This window comes from Ventosimonas gracilis (assembly GCF_001580025.1).
In the GTDB taxonomy this organism is placed as follows: Bacteria; Pseudomonadota; Gammaproteobacteria; order Pseudomonadales; family Pseudomonadaceae; genus Ventosimonas; species Ventosimonas gracilis.
In genome coordinates, this window is sequence record NZ_LSZO01000204.1 from 1 (window position 1) to 15754 (window position 15754).

The 15754-nt window shown below is 56.4% G+C and carries 21 protein-coding genes; 7 read left to right on the forward strand and 14 right to left on the reverse strand.

Going from position 1 to position 15754, the window contains the following annotated elements:
- Positions 1–340 (forward strand): LysR substrate-binding domain-containing protein (locus AXE65_RS11500; RefSeq protein ID WP_239685088.1); only part of this gene is annotated, 340 nt, incomplete at its 5' end.
- On the opposite strand, the gene AXE65_RS11505 is transcribed toward AXE65_RS11500, so the two are convergent.
- Entirely contained in the window at positions 331–630 is a 300-nt protein-coding gene (locus AXE65_RS11505) for a helix-turn-helix domain-containing protein (protein ID WP_068392492.1), read from the reverse strand. The two genes, AXE65_RS11500 and AXE65_RS11505, sit on opposite strands and share 10 nt — an antisense overlap.
- A 111-nt stretch (positions 631–741) precedes the next feature.
- Between AXE65_RS11505 and AXE65_RS11510 the strand changes: the two genes are divergently transcribed.
- A complete protein-coding gene (locus tag AXE65_RS11510; RefSeq protein ID WP_068392494.1) occupies positions 742–1380 on the forward strand; it encodes a LysR family substrate-binding domain-containing protein in 639 nt (212 codons plus the stop codon).
- Here AXE65_RS11510 and AXE65_RS11515 read toward each other — a convergent pair.
- The 6 genes from AXE65_RS11515 to AXE65_RS11530 all read right to left on the reverse strand — a co-directional run bounded on the left by AXE65_RS11515 (position 1377) and on the right by AXE65_RS11530 (position 5442).
- Positions 1377–2930 (reverse strand): Eco57I restriction-modification methylase domain-containing protein, encoded by a 1554-nt coding sequence (locus AXE65_RS11515; RefSeq protein WP_068392498.1) that lies wholly within the window; start codon positions 2928–2930, stop codon positions 1377–1379. The two genes, AXE65_RS11510 and AXE65_RS11515, sit on opposite strands and share 4 nt — an antisense overlap.
- Positions 2927–3070 carry a hypothetical protein gene (locus tag AXE65_RS14070; RefSeq protein WP_204376562.1) on the reverse strand — a complete coding sequence of 48 codons (144 nt, stop codon included), beginning with the start codon at positions 3068–3070 and terminating at the stop codon, positions 2927–2929. Before AXE65_RS14070 ends, AXE65_RS11515 begins: the two co-directional genes overlap by 4 nt.
- Before the next feature lie 38 nt (positions 3071–3108).
- Positions 3109–4377: a type II toxin-antitoxin system HipA family toxin gene (locus AXE65_RS11520; RefSeq protein ID WP_068392501.1), complete on the reverse strand. Its 1269-nt coding sequence runs from the start codon at positions 4375–4377 to the stop codon at positions 3109–3111.
- Complete coding sequence (locus AXE65_RS11525; protein ID WP_068392505.1) at positions 4374–4712, reverse strand: helix-turn-helix domain-containing protein; 339 nt, start codon at positions 4710–4712, stop codon at positions 4374–4376. Before AXE65_RS11525 ends, AXE65_RS11520 begins: the two co-directional genes overlap by 4 nt.
- A gap of 170 nt (positions 4713–4882) precedes the next feature.
- A complete protein-coding gene (locus tag AXE65_RS13645) occupies positions 4883–5059 on the reverse strand; it encodes a hypothetical protein (protein WP_239685089.1) in 177 nt (58 codons plus the stop codon).
- A gap of 2 nt (positions 5060–5061) precedes the next feature.
- Positions 5062–5442, reverse strand: a complete 381-nt coding sequence (locus AXE65_RS11530; protein WP_068392508.1) for a helix-turn-helix domain-containing protein — start codon at positions 5440–5442, stop codon at positions 5062–5064.
- Positions 5443–5712: 270 nt separating this feature from the next.
- Here AXE65_RS11530 and AXE65_RS11535 point away from each other — a divergent pair, with 270 nt between their 5' ends.
- From AXE65_RS11535 to AXE65_RS13425, 5 genes are read left to right on the forward strand one after another with little or no spacing between them, the layout of a single operon-like run.
- Positions 5713–5937: a DUF2188 domain-containing protein gene (locus tag AXE65_RS11535; RefSeq protein ID WP_068392511.1), complete on the forward strand. Its 225-nt coding sequence runs from the start codon at positions 5713–5715 to the stop codon at positions 5935–5937.
- A 5-nt stretch (positions 5938–5942) separates the two neighbouring features.
- The gene (locus tag AXE65_RS11540) at positions 5943–6944 is read left to right on the forward strand and encodes a CBASS cGAMP-activated phospholipase (RefSeq protein WP_068392513.1); all 1002 of its coding nucleotides are present in this window, start codon (positions 5943–5945) and stop codon (positions 6942–6944) included.
- Complete coding sequence (locus AXE65_RS11545; protein WP_068392517.1) at positions 6938–8080, forward strand: CBASS cGAMP synthase; 1143 nt, start codon at positions 6938–6940, stop codon at positions 8078–8080. Before AXE65_RS11540 ends, AXE65_RS11545 begins: the two co-directional genes overlap by 7 nt.
- Positions 8077–9705 (forward strand): ThiF family adenylyltransferase, encoded by a 1629-nt coding sequence (locus tag AXE65_RS11550; protein ID WP_068392519.1) that lies wholly within the window; start codon positions 8077–8079, stop codon positions 9703–9705. Before AXE65_RS11545 ends, AXE65_RS11550 begins: the two co-directional genes overlap by 4 nt.
- Positions 9693–10169, forward strand: a complete 477-nt coding sequence (locus AXE65_RS13425; RefSeq protein ID WP_079214156.1) for a Mov34/MPN/PAD-1 family protein — start codon at positions 9693–9695, stop codon at positions 10167–10169. Before AXE65_RS11550 ends, AXE65_RS13425 begins: the two co-directional genes overlap by 13 nt.
- 430 nt (positions 10170–10599) lie before the next feature.
- Here the strand turns inward: AXE65_RS13425 and AXE65_RS11560 are convergent, their stop codons facing one another.
- The 7 genes from AXE65_RS11560 to AXE65_RS11595 form a co-directional block, all read right to left on the reverse strand.
- Positions 10600–11331 carry a HipA domain-containing protein gene (locus AXE65_RS11560; protein WP_068392525.1) on the reverse strand — a complete coding sequence of 244 codons (732 nt, stop codon included), beginning with the start codon at positions 11329–11331 and terminating at the stop codon, positions 10600–10602.
- A gap of 247 nt (positions 11332–11578) precedes the next feature.
- Complete coding sequence (locus AXE65_RS11570; protein WP_204376563.1) at positions 11579–11950, reverse strand: helix-turn-helix domain-containing protein; 372 nt, start codon at positions 11948–11950, stop codon at positions 11579–11581.
- A gap of 526 nt (positions 11951–12476) precedes the next feature.
- A protein-coding gene (locus AXE65_RS11575; protein ID WP_153015463.1) for an IS3 family transposase occupies positions 12477–13588 on the reverse strand; the annotation gives its coding sequence in 2 pieces (ribosomal slippage) (positions 12477–13342 and positions 13342–13588; 1113 coding nt in all).
- A 27-nt stretch (positions 13589–13615) separates the two neighbouring features.
- On the reverse strand, positions 13616–13879 hold the full coding sequence (locus tag AXE65_RS11585) for a hypothetical protein (protein ID WP_068392540.1): 264 nt from the start codon (positions 13877–13879) through the stop codon (positions 13616–13618).
- A 21-nt stretch (positions 13880–13900) separates the two neighbouring features.
- The gene (locus AXE65_RS13900) at positions 13901–14047 is read right to left on the reverse strand and encodes a hypothetical protein (RefSeq protein ID WP_160330612.1); all 147 of its coding nucleotides are present in this window, start codon (positions 14045–14047) and stop codon (positions 13901–13903) included.
- Positions 14034–15152: an O-antigen ligase family protein gene (locus tag AXE65_RS11590; protein ID WP_153015464.1), complete on the reverse strand. Its 1119-nt coding sequence runs from the start codon at positions 15150–15152 to the stop codon at positions 14034–14036. The genes AXE65_RS13900 and AXE65_RS11590 overlap by 14 nt, the downstream gene beginning before the upstream one ends.
- A gap of 159 nt (positions 15153–15311) precedes the next feature.
- Positions 15312–15665, reverse strand: coding sequence for an adenine nucleotide alpha hydrolase family protein (locus AXE65_RS11595; RefSeq protein ID WP_068392547.1), 354 nt, complete (start codon positions 15663–15665; stop codon positions 15312–15314).
- Positions 15666–15754 lie beyond the last annotated feature (89 nt).

Below are 15754 nucleotides of genomic sequence, written 5' to 3' on the forward strand. Positions count from 1 at the left end.
GGTGGACTACCCATTGATTCTGTATGACCCGCAGCATTGCGAAGGCCATTATCGTGAGCTGATGCGTCTGCTGCGGCCGTTGGAAGGCGATCTGAACATCATCGAATACGCGGCTTCACAGGACATGCTGCTGGCGCTGGTCGGTGCCGGTTACGGCATTGGCTTTATCACCGCCAACCGATTTGCACTGTGCCGATGCCCGCATGTCATCATCCGCCCCCTGAAAGTGGATTCAGCCGTACTGACCACCTATCTGCTGAGACCGAACGAAGAGCCGTCACCTGCCTTGCTGGATCGGTTCGCCACGCACCTGCATGATTGCGCAACGCATCACGACTGAGGGTTATCGGCTCCACGCAGGTTGGTTTCCGTGTCTGTTATCAACTCGGCGGCGCTCATCTTCAGCGCGTTGGCAACTTTCAAAATCAAGGCCAGTGTCGGCAAATGCTCGCCCCGTTCCATCTTGCCCATGTGTGAGCGCTCGATTCCAGCCAGAGCCGCCAATTCTTCCTGTGCAATTCCCCGCGCCAGACGGGCGCTGCGTACGGCATCGCCAAACGCCTGCGCCGGTTTGGCTTCATACGTTGTGGTGCCTCGGGGACGGCCTCGTTCAACGTGTCGCTTCTGCATGGACAGAAGCGTCTACCAAATGATGGAATCAAACCACGTTAAACTTAACCATGCGCTATCATGCCTGCACGGTCAGATTTTCTGTCTGGCGATTTGTCGGGACTTCTTTTCATGCAAGACGGCATCTGCGTATCCTCACACATCAGGCTTGCCATTGCACCCGGCGTACCCTCGCGCCAGCTTTCAGCTCTGCTGGCTTTGCAGCGTGAGGAGGAGCCGGAAGTCGCCATTACTTTATCGGAAGTATCAAACGATGCGCTGATGCTCGGGCTGCGGGAAGGCCGCTACGATGCCGGGTTGGCGTTTTCGGATGCGGCGAATGCTTCCCTGCACAGCCAGCCGCTGTGGCGCGAAGAAATGGCAATTGCCACACCGTTACGACATCCTTTGCTTGAGAAGGCCGCATTGTCGCTGAATGACGTGGCGGACTATCCCGTTTTCCGCTGGCGGACCGAAATCTGCCCGTTGCTGGAACAGCAGATAGCCTGCCTTCCCGAAAAGCCATGCGATATTCAGTATGTCACTTCATTTGAATTGATGGCGATGTGGGTTGTCGCCGGTTATGGCATTGGCATTACCGCGCAATCGCGTCTTGCCTCCGCCCGCGCATGGGACATCTGCATGCGTCCGTTCGCGGATGCACCCTTCGAGATCATCACGCATTTGCTGCGCCTCAACGAAGAGCCCACACTTGCCTGTGAGCGCTTCGCGCACAGGGCATTGCGGGTTGCCAAGGCAGAAACGGATTAAAACGCCAATTCAGCCTGTTCAGGCAACGGCAGCATCTGTACCAGGTCCGGTACAGGCACGTTGCCCAGTTCTTTGGGTTCCAGCTTGTGCAGCCCGCCACCATAAACCCGGCCTTCGCCCAGTAATTGCTCCGGGTTGATGCTGTTCAGTATCTGCCATACCTGACGCAGAATATCCGGCTTGATCTGCATGGCCTGCTGCATGGCAAGCGTGGGATACATAGCCAGCCAGACGTTGGCGACGGTGGCGCTGGAATGGTTGAGGATAAAGCGAAATGGCCGTTTGTCCTTGCTGTCGCTGCGGCCAAGATAGGTGCAGACGATGGGCGCGGCGGCGCGTTTTTCCTGTGCGTACCAGCGCTTGCGGTGACGGCACAGGTAGCGCTCGGGCAGTCCCTGCTCGCGTCCTTCCTGCAAATACCGGTGCAGTGTGGGGTAGCGCTGGCTGATGTGCTCTTCGGGCAAATCGGCATCCAGCAGGAATAGGCGTTTGTCCAACAGAGGAATGCCGTTCGTATCAGCGATGATTTCGTTTGCCTTGATGTGGCGCGGGCTGGGCAGGATGGGGCGAAAAACGTCTTTGGGCAGGTCGCGTTTGGTGAGTGTGTCTTCGTCCAGAATAAAAAAGTCGTTGTCGCCTGTGGCGATGCCGCGCTTGATGGTGAAAAAATCCGATACAACACCATCCGCAGGGCGTGTGCGCTCGGCCGCAACGGGAAAGCGCGTCCACTTGGACTCTTTTGCCAAAGTGGATACGCAGACATGACGGCACTGGGTCGGTTCCGCCAGCGTGCCACCGAAGGTAAACATCACCTGATGGTGTTGGGGCGGCGGTGATTTGCGAAACCACACGACGGCCGAAGACACCAGCGCATCGGCAAACTGTACATCGGCAGGGTCAAAGCGGTGGATGTGCAGCAGGGTGACACGTTCGAGCAGATAGCGCTTGATGGCCTGTCCGTAGTTGACATCCATAAACTCGCTGGGAATCAGCCAACCGGCAATGCCGCCTTCGCTCATCCAGGCGTGGGATTGGGCAAGGAAGTGGCAATACAGGCCGGACAATCCGCTCAACTGAACGCCGGAGGCTGCCAGTGATGTTTGTTGCAACCGCGCTTTTTGTTCACGGCTTAAGTGATGATGACGCACATAGGGCGGGTTGCAAATCAGCAGATTGAATGCCGCTTCGGGCGTTTGATTGGTAAAGTCGGCGATGCGTAAATCCAGCCTGCCATCACGCCATAAAGTGGTGGCGGGATTACCGTAGTGCGGGTCGATTTCGTAGCCGCGTGCAGTTTGAATACGTGAAGCGGGATAGCCGTTGCGCAAGGCGGCGTAGAACGCGCCGGTGCCAATGGCTGGATCCAGAAAACGGATGGGAGCGTTGTCTGGCAACAAGGTGTTAGCGTAATCCAAAATGTCCTGCGCCAAGGCATCCGGGGTGGCAAACTGCCCCAGCCGGTTGCGCTCGGCTTGGGTTTTGGCGGCATCCAGTCTGGCTTGCAGCGCCAAGCGCTCGTGTGCGCGGTCAAGGGAAGATGCACAGGTCATAAGCCAAACTTCGCCAAATCGTCGATGCGGTGTTCCCACACCCAATCAATACCTTCGGCGGCTTCATAGCCCAGATAACCGCTGTCAACGCTCCATTGTAGAGGCAGCGCGTTCGGATTGGGCGATAGCGTGACGTACAACCCATCGATTCAATCGGATGGAAAAGCCGTCAAGTCGCTTATTGATGGTGCGTTGCATGATGGAATTGTTCATGCGCCGTGAATGCTCCGGCCATCAACTCAATATCCGCCCGTGCAATGCGCAGATTTTTCGCCATCTCCCGCCAGCCATCGACTGCGGTCACGACCGCCTGCACAATTTGTCTGGCCTTGTTGTCGTTCAATCCATAAAATACGGCAGTATTGAGCACGGTTTCCAAGTTGGGGCGATTGTCCACATCATCGATATTCAACACATGTTCGCCCTTGTCGATATTCGGATTGACATCAAACGCCGGAGCCAGCCGCCAGCCCGTTTTGCCGAGAATAAACCCGTGATTGCGCAAATGGTCATCCCGATTGCCAACGGCGACATTGAATGCCACTCGCCGGAATAACTGCGCCAAATCAACATCCGCATGTTCGGCATCGCCCTGGGCGCGGATAAACTGCGCCAATTCCAGATAACTCGTACCTTCGCTATGCGTTTTGCGCAGCAAGGTCATGGCCGAAGCATAAAACCGCCGCGCCGTCCCCGCACGGTCAAACCGCCGCACGCAAAACGTGTGAAACTCGTTATTGAGTTTGACCAGCTTTGCAGGCGGCACATCCACGCCCGCACGTTGCGCCAGTTGATGCACGACATATTCCCAGGCACCTGTATCCCGGTCATCGTCACGAGCGGGGAATTTACCTATCCACAGCGTGCCGTCTTCCTGGGTGAAATTCGCCTTCGGCCTTGCCCCACCCAGCGATGCACCGGGCGCAACCAGCACTGTCAACCACTGGCGCAGCGCATCCAGATCGTCCAACCGCCGATGGCTCAACTGCCAAGCCACCGCTTCCAGCTCCCGCAAACTCGTCACCGGCGGCGCAGCCAACGGCTCGTTACCCAGAAACGTCTCGCTATCGGGTTTGCGAAAACGCAACGCTCCCTGACGGGTCAGATCTTGCACGCCCATCAGAAAATCCCACGCATACAACGTGCGCGGCGGGCGCTGTTCATCCCTGGCCTGCAGCGCCTCACGCCGCTTCATCAGCGTCTGCCCCCAACGGTCGGGCGAAGAATCCAGAAAAATACCGAAATTTCCCAGTTCCGGCTTGGGGAAAAACGGGGACTCGTCCAGCGACAAATCAGGGTCAAGCGCGAATGCGCGCGGATGATTCAACCACTCACGCGCATACCGAAAGCGAATCTGTCCCCGGTCATGTGCCAGCGTGCCGACCTGACAGGCCGTACCCAAGTCATCGTCCAGCCAGACTTCCAGCGTATCGTTCTTCCTGCTCATGTCGGTTCACCTGCTACGGTTAAGGCTCGACGGGGCGCACGGCGTTTGGGTTCCAGCGCCAAGTCCTGCAATTTGCGCCCGAGCCGGTCATCGGCGGCAAGCTGATTCAAATCGCCTTCCAACCCCAGCACCGCCAGCACCCGCATATACGACCCCAACGTTGCCCCGGGATCACCCGTCTCAACCTTGTACAGCGTCGTGCGCGAAATCCCGGCCCGCCCGGCCACCGCCGCATTGCTCAACCTGCGCCGCTTGCGCGCCAGGCGCAGCCGCTCGCCCAAATCGGACAGCAGGCGCTGCTCTTGCGGAAACAGGGGAGGAGGCTTGCGCGGCATGTTCGCTATTACAGAATGAAAATTGATTGTTTGTCCATAATAGCGTATTTAATGCTGAAGTAAAGTAGCCGCCGCTACTTTGTGGCAATATCGTCAATTGACAAGCGCCCAAGATGCGGTACACTATGCGGCGCGTTTCGGATGGCCGAATCTAGAAATGTCGTTTTAAATCAATTGGTTGGGTGCCGAAAGTGATTCCCGCTGCCGGACTCACCCTCATCAAGTTCATCTTTCTTGACCTTGGCGTTGGCCGCGACCACATAGGGCGTCAGGTCTTCCCGGATGCCGGACACATCAACCTTCGTAACAAAGGCCCGTGCTTTCTGTGTGATATCCGCCTCATCCATGTTCAGTCGTCCTCGAATGCTCGCTGTATCCGGGCGATCAGTGTCGCGGGATCGGGCCTTGTATTTCCACGATGCCTCACACCTGCTGCAGCCGAAAAGATGTCGATGCTGATGGAAGGATCGTTCAGCACGAATTCAACAAGGCGGGGATCGGCCTGCGCATGGTCGACAAGCCACATCACCAGCGCAGCATCTCTTTCACTTGGTTTGAGAACCTTCAGCAGCTTCTTGACTAAGTCCACTGACGGATTTTTTTTCTCGCCGGACTCCAGCCGGTGGACATAGGCATGGTCCACCGAAGACAGTTGACCGATTTCGCGCAATGAGAGGGTTCTGCGCTCGCGTAGCGTCTTGAGGGCGACGCCTAGGCCTGTTTGTGACATTCGTTCTGTTCCTTGTGGCTGCGGCGGACACTGGGGGGCGATCCGAAGCAGTTGCGTTCTACGGCACCAAGCCCACCATTTGCAGTTTGGCAACAAGTCTGATATATTGTTGTCCAGACAGGCAACATAAGTGAGTTCTACGACTACAGCAAGTTGATCTGGCTTGACGCGCCAGTTGTCTGCAAAAGCAACGTATTTGCTTCAACCGGTGGTCATTGGCAACCCGGTCGGCTGGCGGGGTTTCGTTGGTTCAACTTTAGTAAATTCGCAATGACAGGCAAAAATCAGCACGTAGTTCCTCACCAGGACGGTTGGGCCGTCAGGGGTGCCGGCAATCAGCGGGCAACCTCCGTGCACGACACGCAGCAACAGGTCATTGACGCGGCGCGGGACATCGCACGCAAGCAGCAGTCCGAACTGGTCATTCACCGTCCGGACGGTCGCATCCGTGACAAGGACAGCCACGGCAACGACCCCTTCCCGCCGAAGGGCTGAGTGCCATGACGGGCGTGCCCACCTACCATGTACTCGCCCTGTCTGGGGGCGGTTATCGCGGCTTGTACACAGCGACGGTTCTTGCCGAGCTTGAAGCCGTGCTGGGCCGCCCCATCGCTTCGCACTTCGACCTGATTTGCGGCACCTCTGCAGGCGGGATGCTGGCCTTGGGGCTGGCCGCAGAAATCCCTGCCATTGAACTCAAAGCCTTGTTCGAAGGACAGGGTTCCCGCATCTTTGGTTGCCGCAGTTTCACTCGGCGCCTTCTGGGCTTCTGGTTGACCGCTAAGCACGACTCCGCAGGGTTGCAGGGCGTGCTGACCGAGCGCTTCCAAGACACCACGATCGGCAACTTGAAGCACCGCGTTCTCGTGCCAGCCGTCAACTACTCGACGGGGCGTGGTCAATTCTTCAAGACGCCTCACCATCCCTCATTTGAGTTGGATCACCGCATGAAGATCGTGGATGTGGCGTTGGCGACCGCCGCTGCGCCCGTTTACTTTCCGCTAGCGCGCAACGACCGTGGTGTCTTTGCGGATGGAGGTCTGGTCGGCAACGCGCCCGGACTGCTCGGGCTGCATGAGGTCAATACGTTCCTCGCGCCGAAACAGAATGCCCTGGTTAGGGTGCTGTCCATTGGCACGATGACGATCGGTGCAACGGTCCGCGGCGGCGCGAGCCTCGACCGCGGATTTGGCAAGTGGCGCGGGGGGCTCTTCGATCTGGTGATCTCCGCCCAAGAGTCGTCGGTGGACTACATGCTGCGACAGTCCTTGGGTAGCAACTACTTCCAGATCGACGACAAGGCCACGCCCGATCAAAGCAAGGACGTGAAAGCGCTGGACCGTGTGTCCATTGGTGCCACGAACACGCTGAAGGACCGCGGCAGCCACGCTGCACAGCGCGCGCTGGGCGACCCTCTGTTTCAACATTTTCGAGCGCATCAGGCCGGCGCACCTACCTTCTATCACGGCCCCAACAAGAATGTGCCGGAGGCCGCATGCTGAACCTGAGTCCGCTTTTCTTCACCACCGCCGATGACGAATCCTGCATGCATGACGAGCTGGATCTGTCGCCTGAGCGACGCGCCTGGATCGCCAGCGCCCGCAACGACGTCAGAAACTGCCTGCGCACCGGTATCCCGCGCGTGTTGCGCGAACGCGGGTACACGGACGACGTGCCGCAGCCGCGCTTCTTCACGCAGGGGTCGTGGGCATATAAGACCTTGAATGCCCCGGCTCAACGCCCCCAGCAAGCGGATGTCGATGATGGCTGCTACCTCCCATTGAGTTTCGTCTCGCAGACGAAACGTCCCAGCAGGGCCACAACGGTGTTCTTTGCCGCTGCTGAAGAAGCCTTGAAACCCCTGGTCGAGGAGAAACACTGGAAGCTCGTCACCGACAAGCCAACATGCATCCGGATTGTCATTGCAGCCTATGCCCACATCGACATTCCGCTGTACGCCATCCCCGACAAAGAGTTCGTCATGCTCACGAAAGCCTCGATGGAGCGCTACGGCTACGACTCGCTGACGGGAGCGGTGAACATGGCAGAACGGGATGCCTGGACGGCACTACCCGCTGACAAAGTGCTCCTGGCTCACCGCGAGTGCAACTGGATGACCTCCGACCCCAGGCCTGTGAAGGAATGGTTTCTGGGCGAAGTGGAAGCCAAGGGCGAGCAGTTTCGCCGTGTGATTCGCTACTTGAAGGCGTTCCGCGATTGGCGGTGGTCGAGCGGCGGGCCGGCCTCGATTCTGTTGATGGCCGCTGCGGCTCCGCTGTTCGAGAAGCGGGATCGGCGCGACGACCTGGCATTGCTGGATGTCGTCGCAGCATTGCCGGCCCGGCTGCGCGCGGGGGTGAATAACCCCGTTGATGAGTCGGAGTCGCTTACTGAACGCCTTGGTCAAGAGGGCGTCGAAGAGGCGGCGAAAGCGTTCGAAGCATTCGAAAAGGCGCTGCGCGGAGCCATCGACGCCGACAGCCCTTCCCAGGCCTGCATCCGGATGCAAGGCGAGTTTGGTCCGCGTTTTCCGAACGAGCCGAGCCGGGTCAAGGTGGTATCAGTTGTCGCCACCATTGCCGCAGCGCCCGCTACGGCGGGTCCGAGCGAATTGGTCGGGCGTACGAAGGCCGGATGAGCAGCGTCGCCGCGGTCGCGGACGTGATCGAAGCTTTCAAGCAGCAAGGCTTCGAGTTTGTCGGCAAGACGGGCGACGCCTGGTTCAAGCTGCGGGGGCTTTTGATCCCTTGCGGCACGGTCGATGGCATTCCATGTGAGATTCAGCTCGACCCTACCTTCTTCGACCTGCCTCGCATTCGGCTGCTCAAAATTCCGCCTGAACTGCCCAATGCAGTTCCTCATCTTGGCGCGGAGGGCGGCCTGTGCTATCTGGCAAAGGGAACCGTCGTACTGGACATCTACGATCCTGTGGGGCAGTCCTTGGCGTGCCTGCAACGGGCGGCAGCGGTGCTCGGGCAGATCTTGAAAGGCGAGATGATCGAAGATCTCGCCGAAGAGTTTTTTGCCTACTGGAACGGCTGGCTTTGCTTCGTGGACATGCAAGGCGAAGATCTGGGTCGGCAAAACTGTATCGTTGCGCAAGCCAATGGGAATCCATTCTGCTTCATCACCGACAACGAAGATCGAACAACAAGAAAGTTGCATTCGCTCGGCTACCAGGTCACTGATAAAACGGGGCTGACTTACCGGATCAAGACCACCGCACAACCCCGACCGCTGACCAGCCACTGGCCACCGGAGACAGTGGCGGACATCTTGGCTTGGCAAGGCACCCTGGACTCACGGTGTCGGCGCAAGATTCACGAACGAATCAAAGAAGCGCAAAGCAAAAAAGCAAATGTCGTCTTGATCATCATCGAGTCACCACTGATGACCTACGGCTTTGCCGTGCTCTTTGACCACAAAGTGAGCCAAAAGACCAAGCTCTCTGATCGCAAGGATTCGAGTTTTGGACTGAAGGTGATACCCCTCTCGGTGATCCGGATTGATGATCGGTATCTGGCTCAGCGCAACATCCCCAAGTCGAAAACGCTGGCAGGAAAGCGAATCGCACTTGTGGGTTGTGGAACGATCGGCGGATACCTTTCGGACATGCTGGTCAAGGCCGGAGCAGGCTCATGCGGAGGGAAACTCACGCTAGTGGATTTTGATGGCCTTCTTCCGCAGAACATCGGACGGCATCGGCTCGGCTTCCCGGACCTGTTGTCGAACAAGGCCGAGGCGATGGCGAAGGAACTCAGGCGCTTGTCGCCAGGCGTCGAGGTTCATGCGCTTCCCGTGGACGTCCGGCAGGCCCAACTAGGAAAACTGGACCTACTCATCGACGCCACCGGTGAAGAATCCCTCGGACATTGGCTGTGCGGCCGCTATAGGGCTCCCACACCCATGCTTTCTGTCTGGATTGAAGGGCCGGGAACGGCTGTGCGTGCGCTCCTGAGAGCGAACGCATCGGGTGCGTGCTACCGATGTCTATGGCACAGCCACAAAAGAGGCGAACTTCGGTCGACCCTTGATGCTCTGCCTAACATCTTGGCAGGCTATGGGTGCGAGGGCTTGTATGTACCATTTCCGGCTTCTGTGTCGGTGCAGGCTGCCAGCTTGGGGGCTGAGATGACCCTTGATTGGATCAACGGCATCCACTCTCCGGCGTTGCGGACCCGGCTGATCGACCAGACCCATCAGTTGGCCACACCTGACTGCGATCCTTTGCGAGATTGGGATTGCCCGCTATGCAATTCCTAGGCTCCTGGGCAACCGGCGACAGAAGCAGGTTGCTTCATTTTTCTGCAGGAACGCTGCAGACATTCAGTCAGCATATTCAGGGCAGTGATGCCGACTGCGAAGCAGGCGGACTTTTGCTTGGTTCCGTACATGGAAGCCACTTGCTCATTGAGCAAGCGACGGTTCCCACGGCTTGGGATAAGCGGTTTCGCTACCTGTTCGAGCGGATGCCGTTTGGGCACGAAGCCATCGCCTTGTCTCGATGGACTGCAAGCCAGGGAACCGTCCGCTATCTCGGCGAATGGCACACCCATCCAGAAGACCATCCTCATCCTTCTAGTCTCGATAGATCGGAATGGGGCCGCTTATCAGTGAAGCGGCGGGACAAGCGGCCAATGCTCGCTGTTATCGTGGGGCGAAAAGCTCTGTATGTCGAATTGGTTCCGAGTTTAGGTCGTGGTTCGGTGCTTACCCCTGTGGAGTAGCAACCAACACCGGCGATCATACGAAACTCCGGATGGGTCGAGAAGGCACCCGCCGCTGGTCAATATCGCCGCCTGCGATGCCATCACAGTCGTCGACCGCAACGTTGAATTCCAGGCTACGAATAGCTGCACCAAGTCCGCGTTTGCACGCTCTACACTGCCCTGAGCCTGGATCAGGTAGCTCGCGCCCTCACGCACACTGACCCAAACAGCCTCCATCCGGGAGTTTTGATTATCTTTCGTCGATAATTTCACGCCTTGATTGAAGTTAAAATCAAGATCTAATCAATCTTGGTGCTATCCGCGAACCCCCTCGGTTAACCAATCGCAGTGCTTGGACGTCTCCCATCTACGGCATGAGAGCCAGAATTCGCAAACATGAAAGCGGTTTCTCTGCTCCGGCGCAGCACAGTGCTGGCGTCCGTCTACCCTACTGCGCACGAAACTCCGCGTGGGCCGAGAAAGCCCCCGCCGTCAGGTCAATGTCGGCACCTGAGATGCCAGCCCTGCGCGCTGCGTCCTGCCAGCCATCGACCGCTGGCGCGAGGCACCATCCTGTCTTGCCAAGCACGAAGCCGTGGTTACGCAGGTGATCGTCCCGGTTGCCGACTGCGACGTTGAATGCCACGCGTCGGAACAGTTGTGCCAAGTCCGCGTCTGCATGCTCTGCATCGCCCCGGGCGCGGATGAATTGGGCCAGTTCCAGGTAGCTCGTGCCCTCGCTCTGCGTCTTGCGCAGCAGCGTCATCGCCGAGGCGTAGAAGCGCCGCGTACCCTGCGCGCGATCGAGCCGCTGCACGCAGAAGGTGTGGAAGTCGTTGCCCAACCTGATCAGCCTAGCCGGTGGTACATCCACGCCAGCTTTCCGGGCTAGTTGGTGAACCGCGTACTCCCAAGCCCTAACATCCCGGTCGTCATCACGGGCGGGAAACTTGGCGATCCAGAGTGAGCCGTCGGTCTCCGTGAAGTTGGCCTTCGGCCTGGCTCCGCCCAACGAGGCACCCGGCGCGACAAGCACGGCCAGCCACTTGCGCAGGGCATCAAGATCGTCGATGCGCCGGTTGCTGAGCTGATAGGCCACCGCTTCCAGTTCGCGCCAGGTCGTCACCGGAGGCGCCGCCATCTTCTCGTCCTGGGCCTGCAACGCCTCACGGCGCTTCATCAGCGTTTGGCCCCAGCGGTCAGGCGATGAGTCCAGGAAGATTCCGAAGTTGCCCAGTTCCGGCTTCGGAAAGAAGGGGGCTCGTCCAGGGAGAGATCGGGATCCAGCGCGAAGGCACGAGGGTCCTTGAGCCAGTCCCGTTCGTAGTGGAAGCGGATCTGGCCACGATCATGAGCCAGCGTGCCGACCAAGCATGGAGAGCCGAGGTCATCGTCCAGCCAGACCTCCAGGGCGTTGTCCTGCCTGCTCATACAAACCCCTCGCGATTCTGGGCCGATGAAGGGTTGGTCTTTCTGCGCCTGGTATTAGAAGACGGCTCCAGCGCCTGATCCTGCAGCTTGTGCTCGATCCGGTCATCGGCGGCCAGCAGATGGAGATCGCCTTCGAGGCCCAGCACGGCTAGCACCCGGACATAAGCCCCCAGGGTCGCACCCGGATTGCCTGCCTCGACCTTGTATACGGTGGTTCTGGAAACCCCCGCACGCTGGGCCACCACCGCGTTGCTCAGCTTGCGCCGCTTGCGGGCCAAGCGCAGCCGCTCCCCCAATTCGGAGAGCAGGCGCTGCTCCTGTGGAAAGACAGCAGGTGGTTTGCGGGGTATGTTCGCTATTAAAGACAAATATTTTTATTTTTGTCCATTATAGAGAAATAATCAGCCTATAAATAGAGCTTACCAACAGGGTCAGTGAAGCACCGAACGCAGGCCTGCGTTTGCGATACGGATCTGAATCTGCTGGCGGCTATGGACAACGCCGGTCATCACAGGGCACCCGATGCAACACCGGACTTGCTGTGTGCACGCTTGGGCAAGCGTTTGTCCATCAGAGCAAGACCGATTTCGTCGTTGGGGGTGTCCAGCAGGTGCTCCAGCGACTGGATCTTGCCGAAGACGTGCAGTGCGCGCGCAAAGAAATGAACGGGGGATACGCAGATCGCCCTTTATCCATGCGCTCGGCTAGGGAGGTCTGTGAGATATGGCGGCACCGACGCGCCAGGGATATGTCGCTTCCGAGCTTATGGATGGCTCGCTCCACTGGCATAGGAACAGGAGTCTCAGGCATAAATGCTCCATATGGAACTCTTAAGTTTCCTTTATGTCCTCAGGAGATATCTTATGTCTGAGGCGGGGCGGTAATACCCCATTCTTACTGGGTCGCAGAAGTAGAAACTGATGCGGCCATGGCTAGCCGCTGTTTTGGTGTGAACCCGCCCAATGCCATATTCGGGCGTTCGTGATTATAGGGCCACATCCAGCGAGTAGCATGGTTCTGCACATGTTCCAGGTCTTCCCATTCATACTGCGACAGCCATTCGTACCTAGCTGTCCGATTGAACCGCTCGATATAGGCATTTTGCTGCGGCTTGCCGGGCTGGATGAAGTCAAGCTTGATGCCCCGCTTTTGAGCCCAGGACAATAGCGTCGAGCGCGTGTATTCCGGTCCGTTGTCGCAACGAATCAACAGTGGCCGCCCCCGATGTTCGATGATCTGGCTCAACACCCGTGCTACCCGAGCAGCAGGAAGTGAGAAGTCCACCTCGATACCCAGCGCCTCCCGGTTGAAGTCATCGATCGCGTTCAATATCCGGATGCTGCGCCCGTCGGCCAACGGGTCATGCATGAAGTCCATCGACCCAACTTCGTTGATGGTGCCAGGAACCGGCAGTGGCTCCGGCATCTGCCGGACCAGCCTTTTGCGCGGATTGATGCGCAGGTTCAGCTCCAGTGCTTTGTAGATGCGGTACACGCGCTTGTGGTTCCAACTGAAGCCACGGACGTTGCGCAGGTACAAAAAGCACAGCATGAAGCCCCAGGTCCGATGGCTGTCGGTCAGACGCAGCAGCCAATCCGCCATCTCTTCGTTCTCGGCCTTGAGCTTGGCTTCGTACCGATAGCAGGATTCGCTGATGCAAAAGACCGCGCAGGCCACACGGATCGATGCTCGCCCGGACCTGACGACCTCTTTGGCTATCTCGCGCCGGCGAGACGGCCTCAGGACTTTTTTGCCAAGTACTCCGAGGCGATCTCGGCCTTGAGCTTCTCCTCGATGTACATCTTGCGCAGCCGGGCGTTCTCTGCTTCCAGCTCCTTCATGCGCGCCATCAGCGACACATCCATCCCGCCGAATTTCGAGCGCCACTTGTAGAACGTCGCTGAACTGATGCCCAGTTCCCGGCACAACTCCGACACCGCCAACCCACCCTCAACCCGCTTGATCGCCTCGACGATCTGACTATCTGTGAACTTTGATCGCTTCATCTGTAGAACTCCTTGTTCGAGAAAATTCTACTTCTGAATCCCAGGGTTTTTAGGGGGTATTACCGATCGGTCTGAACTATGCCTGCGCTGCAAACGCTCGACCTGCTCATCCAGCGCAGCCAACTCCATCTGCAGATTCATCACTTTTACGACTACGACGGGCGAGGACCCCAAAGAGTCTTCCGTCGCGATCCGCATTTCCGTTTGTGCGTTAGAACCAAACAATTTGGAATATTTCTCAATCAGCGTCTCCAACTGCGCGATCTGACGCACGAAGTGGGGACGCTTCATTTGCAGTTCAAACAGCGCATTCTAAACCTTGGCCTCTTGCATCAAGGCGTTGTTCAGGTTTTCCGTCAACCTATCGTGATAAACATCGTAAATGATGGTATCCACGAAGTAGCGCATGAGCAAGGCAAGTGCACGATACGTCAATTCCATGTTGCTAGATGTTCGCATCGAATTTCCTACAACAGGCGACTGCAAGGCCCCATGCGAAAGCGGGAAGTGGCCAGAATATTGTTTTTGAAACCAGAATAAGCGTTAGGGAAAATATCGAAAATACGTAGGTAATGATTGGCAAGTCAAATTCATCTCTGTGGAAGTTATTTTTTAATAATTTCCTGCTAACCTTCAATGGAAAAATCAGCAATGCCGTATATAACAAAAATCCGAGAATGCCAAATTGCCGCCATGCTGAAATAAGATTGTGTGCATAACTTCCAGTATTGCCATAGTCTCTGACATCCCCCGCGAAATCTCCCATAATGGGTGCGCGTCTTATGGCATCGAGTGCTTTATCCTGCATATCCAATCGTGCAATTCCTGAAGATGATTCCGTGATGTTTAAAAGTTGCAATTGCCGGGACTTCGCCAAGTTTTCATAAGCATAGACTACGCCACCGGCGACAAAAAAAATGAGCACAGCCGATGCGATGATTGTTTTTAGTGGGCTCCGTTTATAGTGCAAACATACCATAAATGGAAAAACGACCACAAAACCCACCAGCTCCGAGCGCGCACCGATAAAAAAAATCACCACAAGAGCAGATGCATAAACCACAAAAAATCTATATATGTTTTTTATGGTAGATAACCAAACCAACAGAGAAAATGCAGCAGAGAGTGCGAAACCTTGGTACGAGTAACTGCCCTCTTTAGTGGAATATCCAAATTGAAAGATATGCTCTTGCGAATCCATATTAAATACAACGATACACGCCATTCCAAAAAAACTAGTTGCGAGTAATGTCAGATATGCTTTTGGCACTCGATGCGGCCAGAAAAACCCTATACTAAACAATACGAACCAACCAGCTATCATAGATAGTGATCGATACAGCACATCCGTGCGTTGTTGGAATCCCTCACCGAGCGCGTAGTAGATGCCTGTCCACGCGCTGCAGTACATCAACAACGCTAGAAACATCATCGTTATGATTAAACCATTATTTTTTAGGCGGCCAACCTGCACCATCAGTGGAACACAGAAAATCAAAAACGTTACAAAGGCAAAGAATTCGGGGCCGCGGCCTATGACTGTCGGTATAATTTCTTGCGTCACAGCGCTTCTATAAAAGAACAAAAATGGGAACAACAAAAAGAAGCATCCAAGTACAAGCCACTCTATCCTGAGGCAAGAAATGGATTCTTGATTAGTTGTGCGCAACACATCGCTCTGTCTCTTAGCCATAGTTTCCAATGCACCGACCTTTTATTCTCTCTACCAAGTGTTGCACTTGAATGTTGAGTCTAAGTTATTCCATCCGCCATCCACATGCATCACCAGAGGGCGCAAGCCGCGGTCTTTAAGCATGACGGCAAGGTAGGAGCTGTCTATGCCGCCGCTTAAGCCAATAATGCTGTCATATTCCTGGTTTGCACCTTCCGCCTTGATACGCGTAAACGTGTTCTGCATCTGGCTTTCTCCCTGCGCATTGGGAAACCAGCGCTTGGCGGTTATCTGATCAAATTCATGACAATGATGACATATCCCTTGATCGTCGAAGGTAATGTCTGGGTCGGTCGTATCCATCACACAGCGGGTGCAGACTTGATAGGCAGCTACGGTCATCATGTTACTAAATTTTCATAAAATAAAGTCACATTTTTATATATAGGCATTCTGGCTGTCTGAAGAAGGATTTGACGAGTTCAGGCAATTTT

What these genes read in the sequence shown, in the direction of transcription:
- AXE65_RS11505 (WP_068392492.1), bottom strand. Translation starts at nt 630, where the DNA reads ATGCAGAAGCGACACGTTGAACGAGGCCGTCCCCGAGGCACCACAACG.
- AXE65_RS11510 (WP_068392494.1), top strand. Translation starts at nt 742, where the DNA reads ATGCAAGACGGCATCTGCGTATCCTCACACATCAGGCTTGCCATTGCA.
- AXE65_RS11515 (WP_068392498.1), bottom strand. Translation starts at nt 2,930, where the DNA reads ATGACCTGTGCATCTTCCCTTGACCGCGCACACGAGCGCTTGGCGCTG.
- AXE65_RS11520 (WP_068392501.1), bottom strand. Translation starts at nt 4,377, where the DNA reads ATGAGCAGGAAGAACGATACGCTGGAAGTCTGGCTGGACGATGACTTG.
- AXE65_RS11525 (WP_068392505.1), bottom strand. Translation starts at nt 4,712, where the DNA reads ATGCCGCGCAAGCCTCCTCCCCTGTTTCCGCAAGAGCAGCGCCTGCTG.
- AXE65_RS13645 (WP_239685089.1), bottom strand. Translation starts at nt 5,059, where the DNA reads ATGGATGAGGCGGATATCACACAGAAAGCACGGGCCTTTGTTACGAAG.
- AXE65_RS11530 (WP_068392508.1), bottom strand. Translation starts at nt 5,442, where the DNA reads ATGTCACAAACAGGCCTAGGCGTCGCCCTCAAGACGCTACGCGAGCGC.
- AXE65_RS11535 (WP_068392511.1), top strand. Translation starts at nt 5,713, where the DNA reads ATGACAGGCAAAAATCAGCACGTAGTTCCTCACCAGGACGGTTGGGCC.
- AXE65_RS11540 (WP_068392513.1), top strand. Translation starts at nt 5,943, where the DNA reads ATGACGGGCGTGCCCACCTACCATGTACTCGCCCTGTCTGGGGGCGGT.
- AXE65_RS11545 (WP_068392517.1), top strand. Translation starts at nt 6,938, where the DNA reads ATGCTGAACCTGAGTCCGCTTTTCTTCACCACCGCCGATGACGAATCC.
- AXE65_RS11550 (WP_068392519.1), top strand. Translation starts at nt 8,077, where the DNA reads ATGAGCAGCGTCGCCGCGGTCGCGGACGTGATCGAAGCTTTCAAGCAG.
- AXE65_RS13425 (WP_079214156.1), top strand. Translation starts at nt 9,693, where the DNA reads ATGCAATTCCTAGGCTCCTGGGCAACCGGCGACAGAAGCAGGTTGCTT.
- AXE65_RS11560 (WP_068392525.1), bottom strand. Translation starts at nt 11,331, where the DNA reads ATGAAGCGCCGTGAGGCGTTGCAGGCCCAGGACGAGAAGATGGCGGCG.
- AXE65_RS11585 (WP_068392540.1), bottom strand. Translation starts at nt 13,879, where the DNA reads ATGAAGCGTCCCCACTTCGTGCGTCAGATCGCGCAGTTGGAGACGCTG.
- AXE65_RS13900 (WP_160330612.1), bottom strand. Translation starts at nt 14,047, where the DNA reads ATGCGAACATCTAGCAACATGGAATTGACGTATCGTGCACTTGCCTTG.
- AXE65_RS11595 (WP_068392547.1), bottom strand. Translation starts at nt 15,665, where the DNA reads ATGATGACCGTAGCTGCCTATCAAGTCTGCACCCGCTGTGTGATGGAT.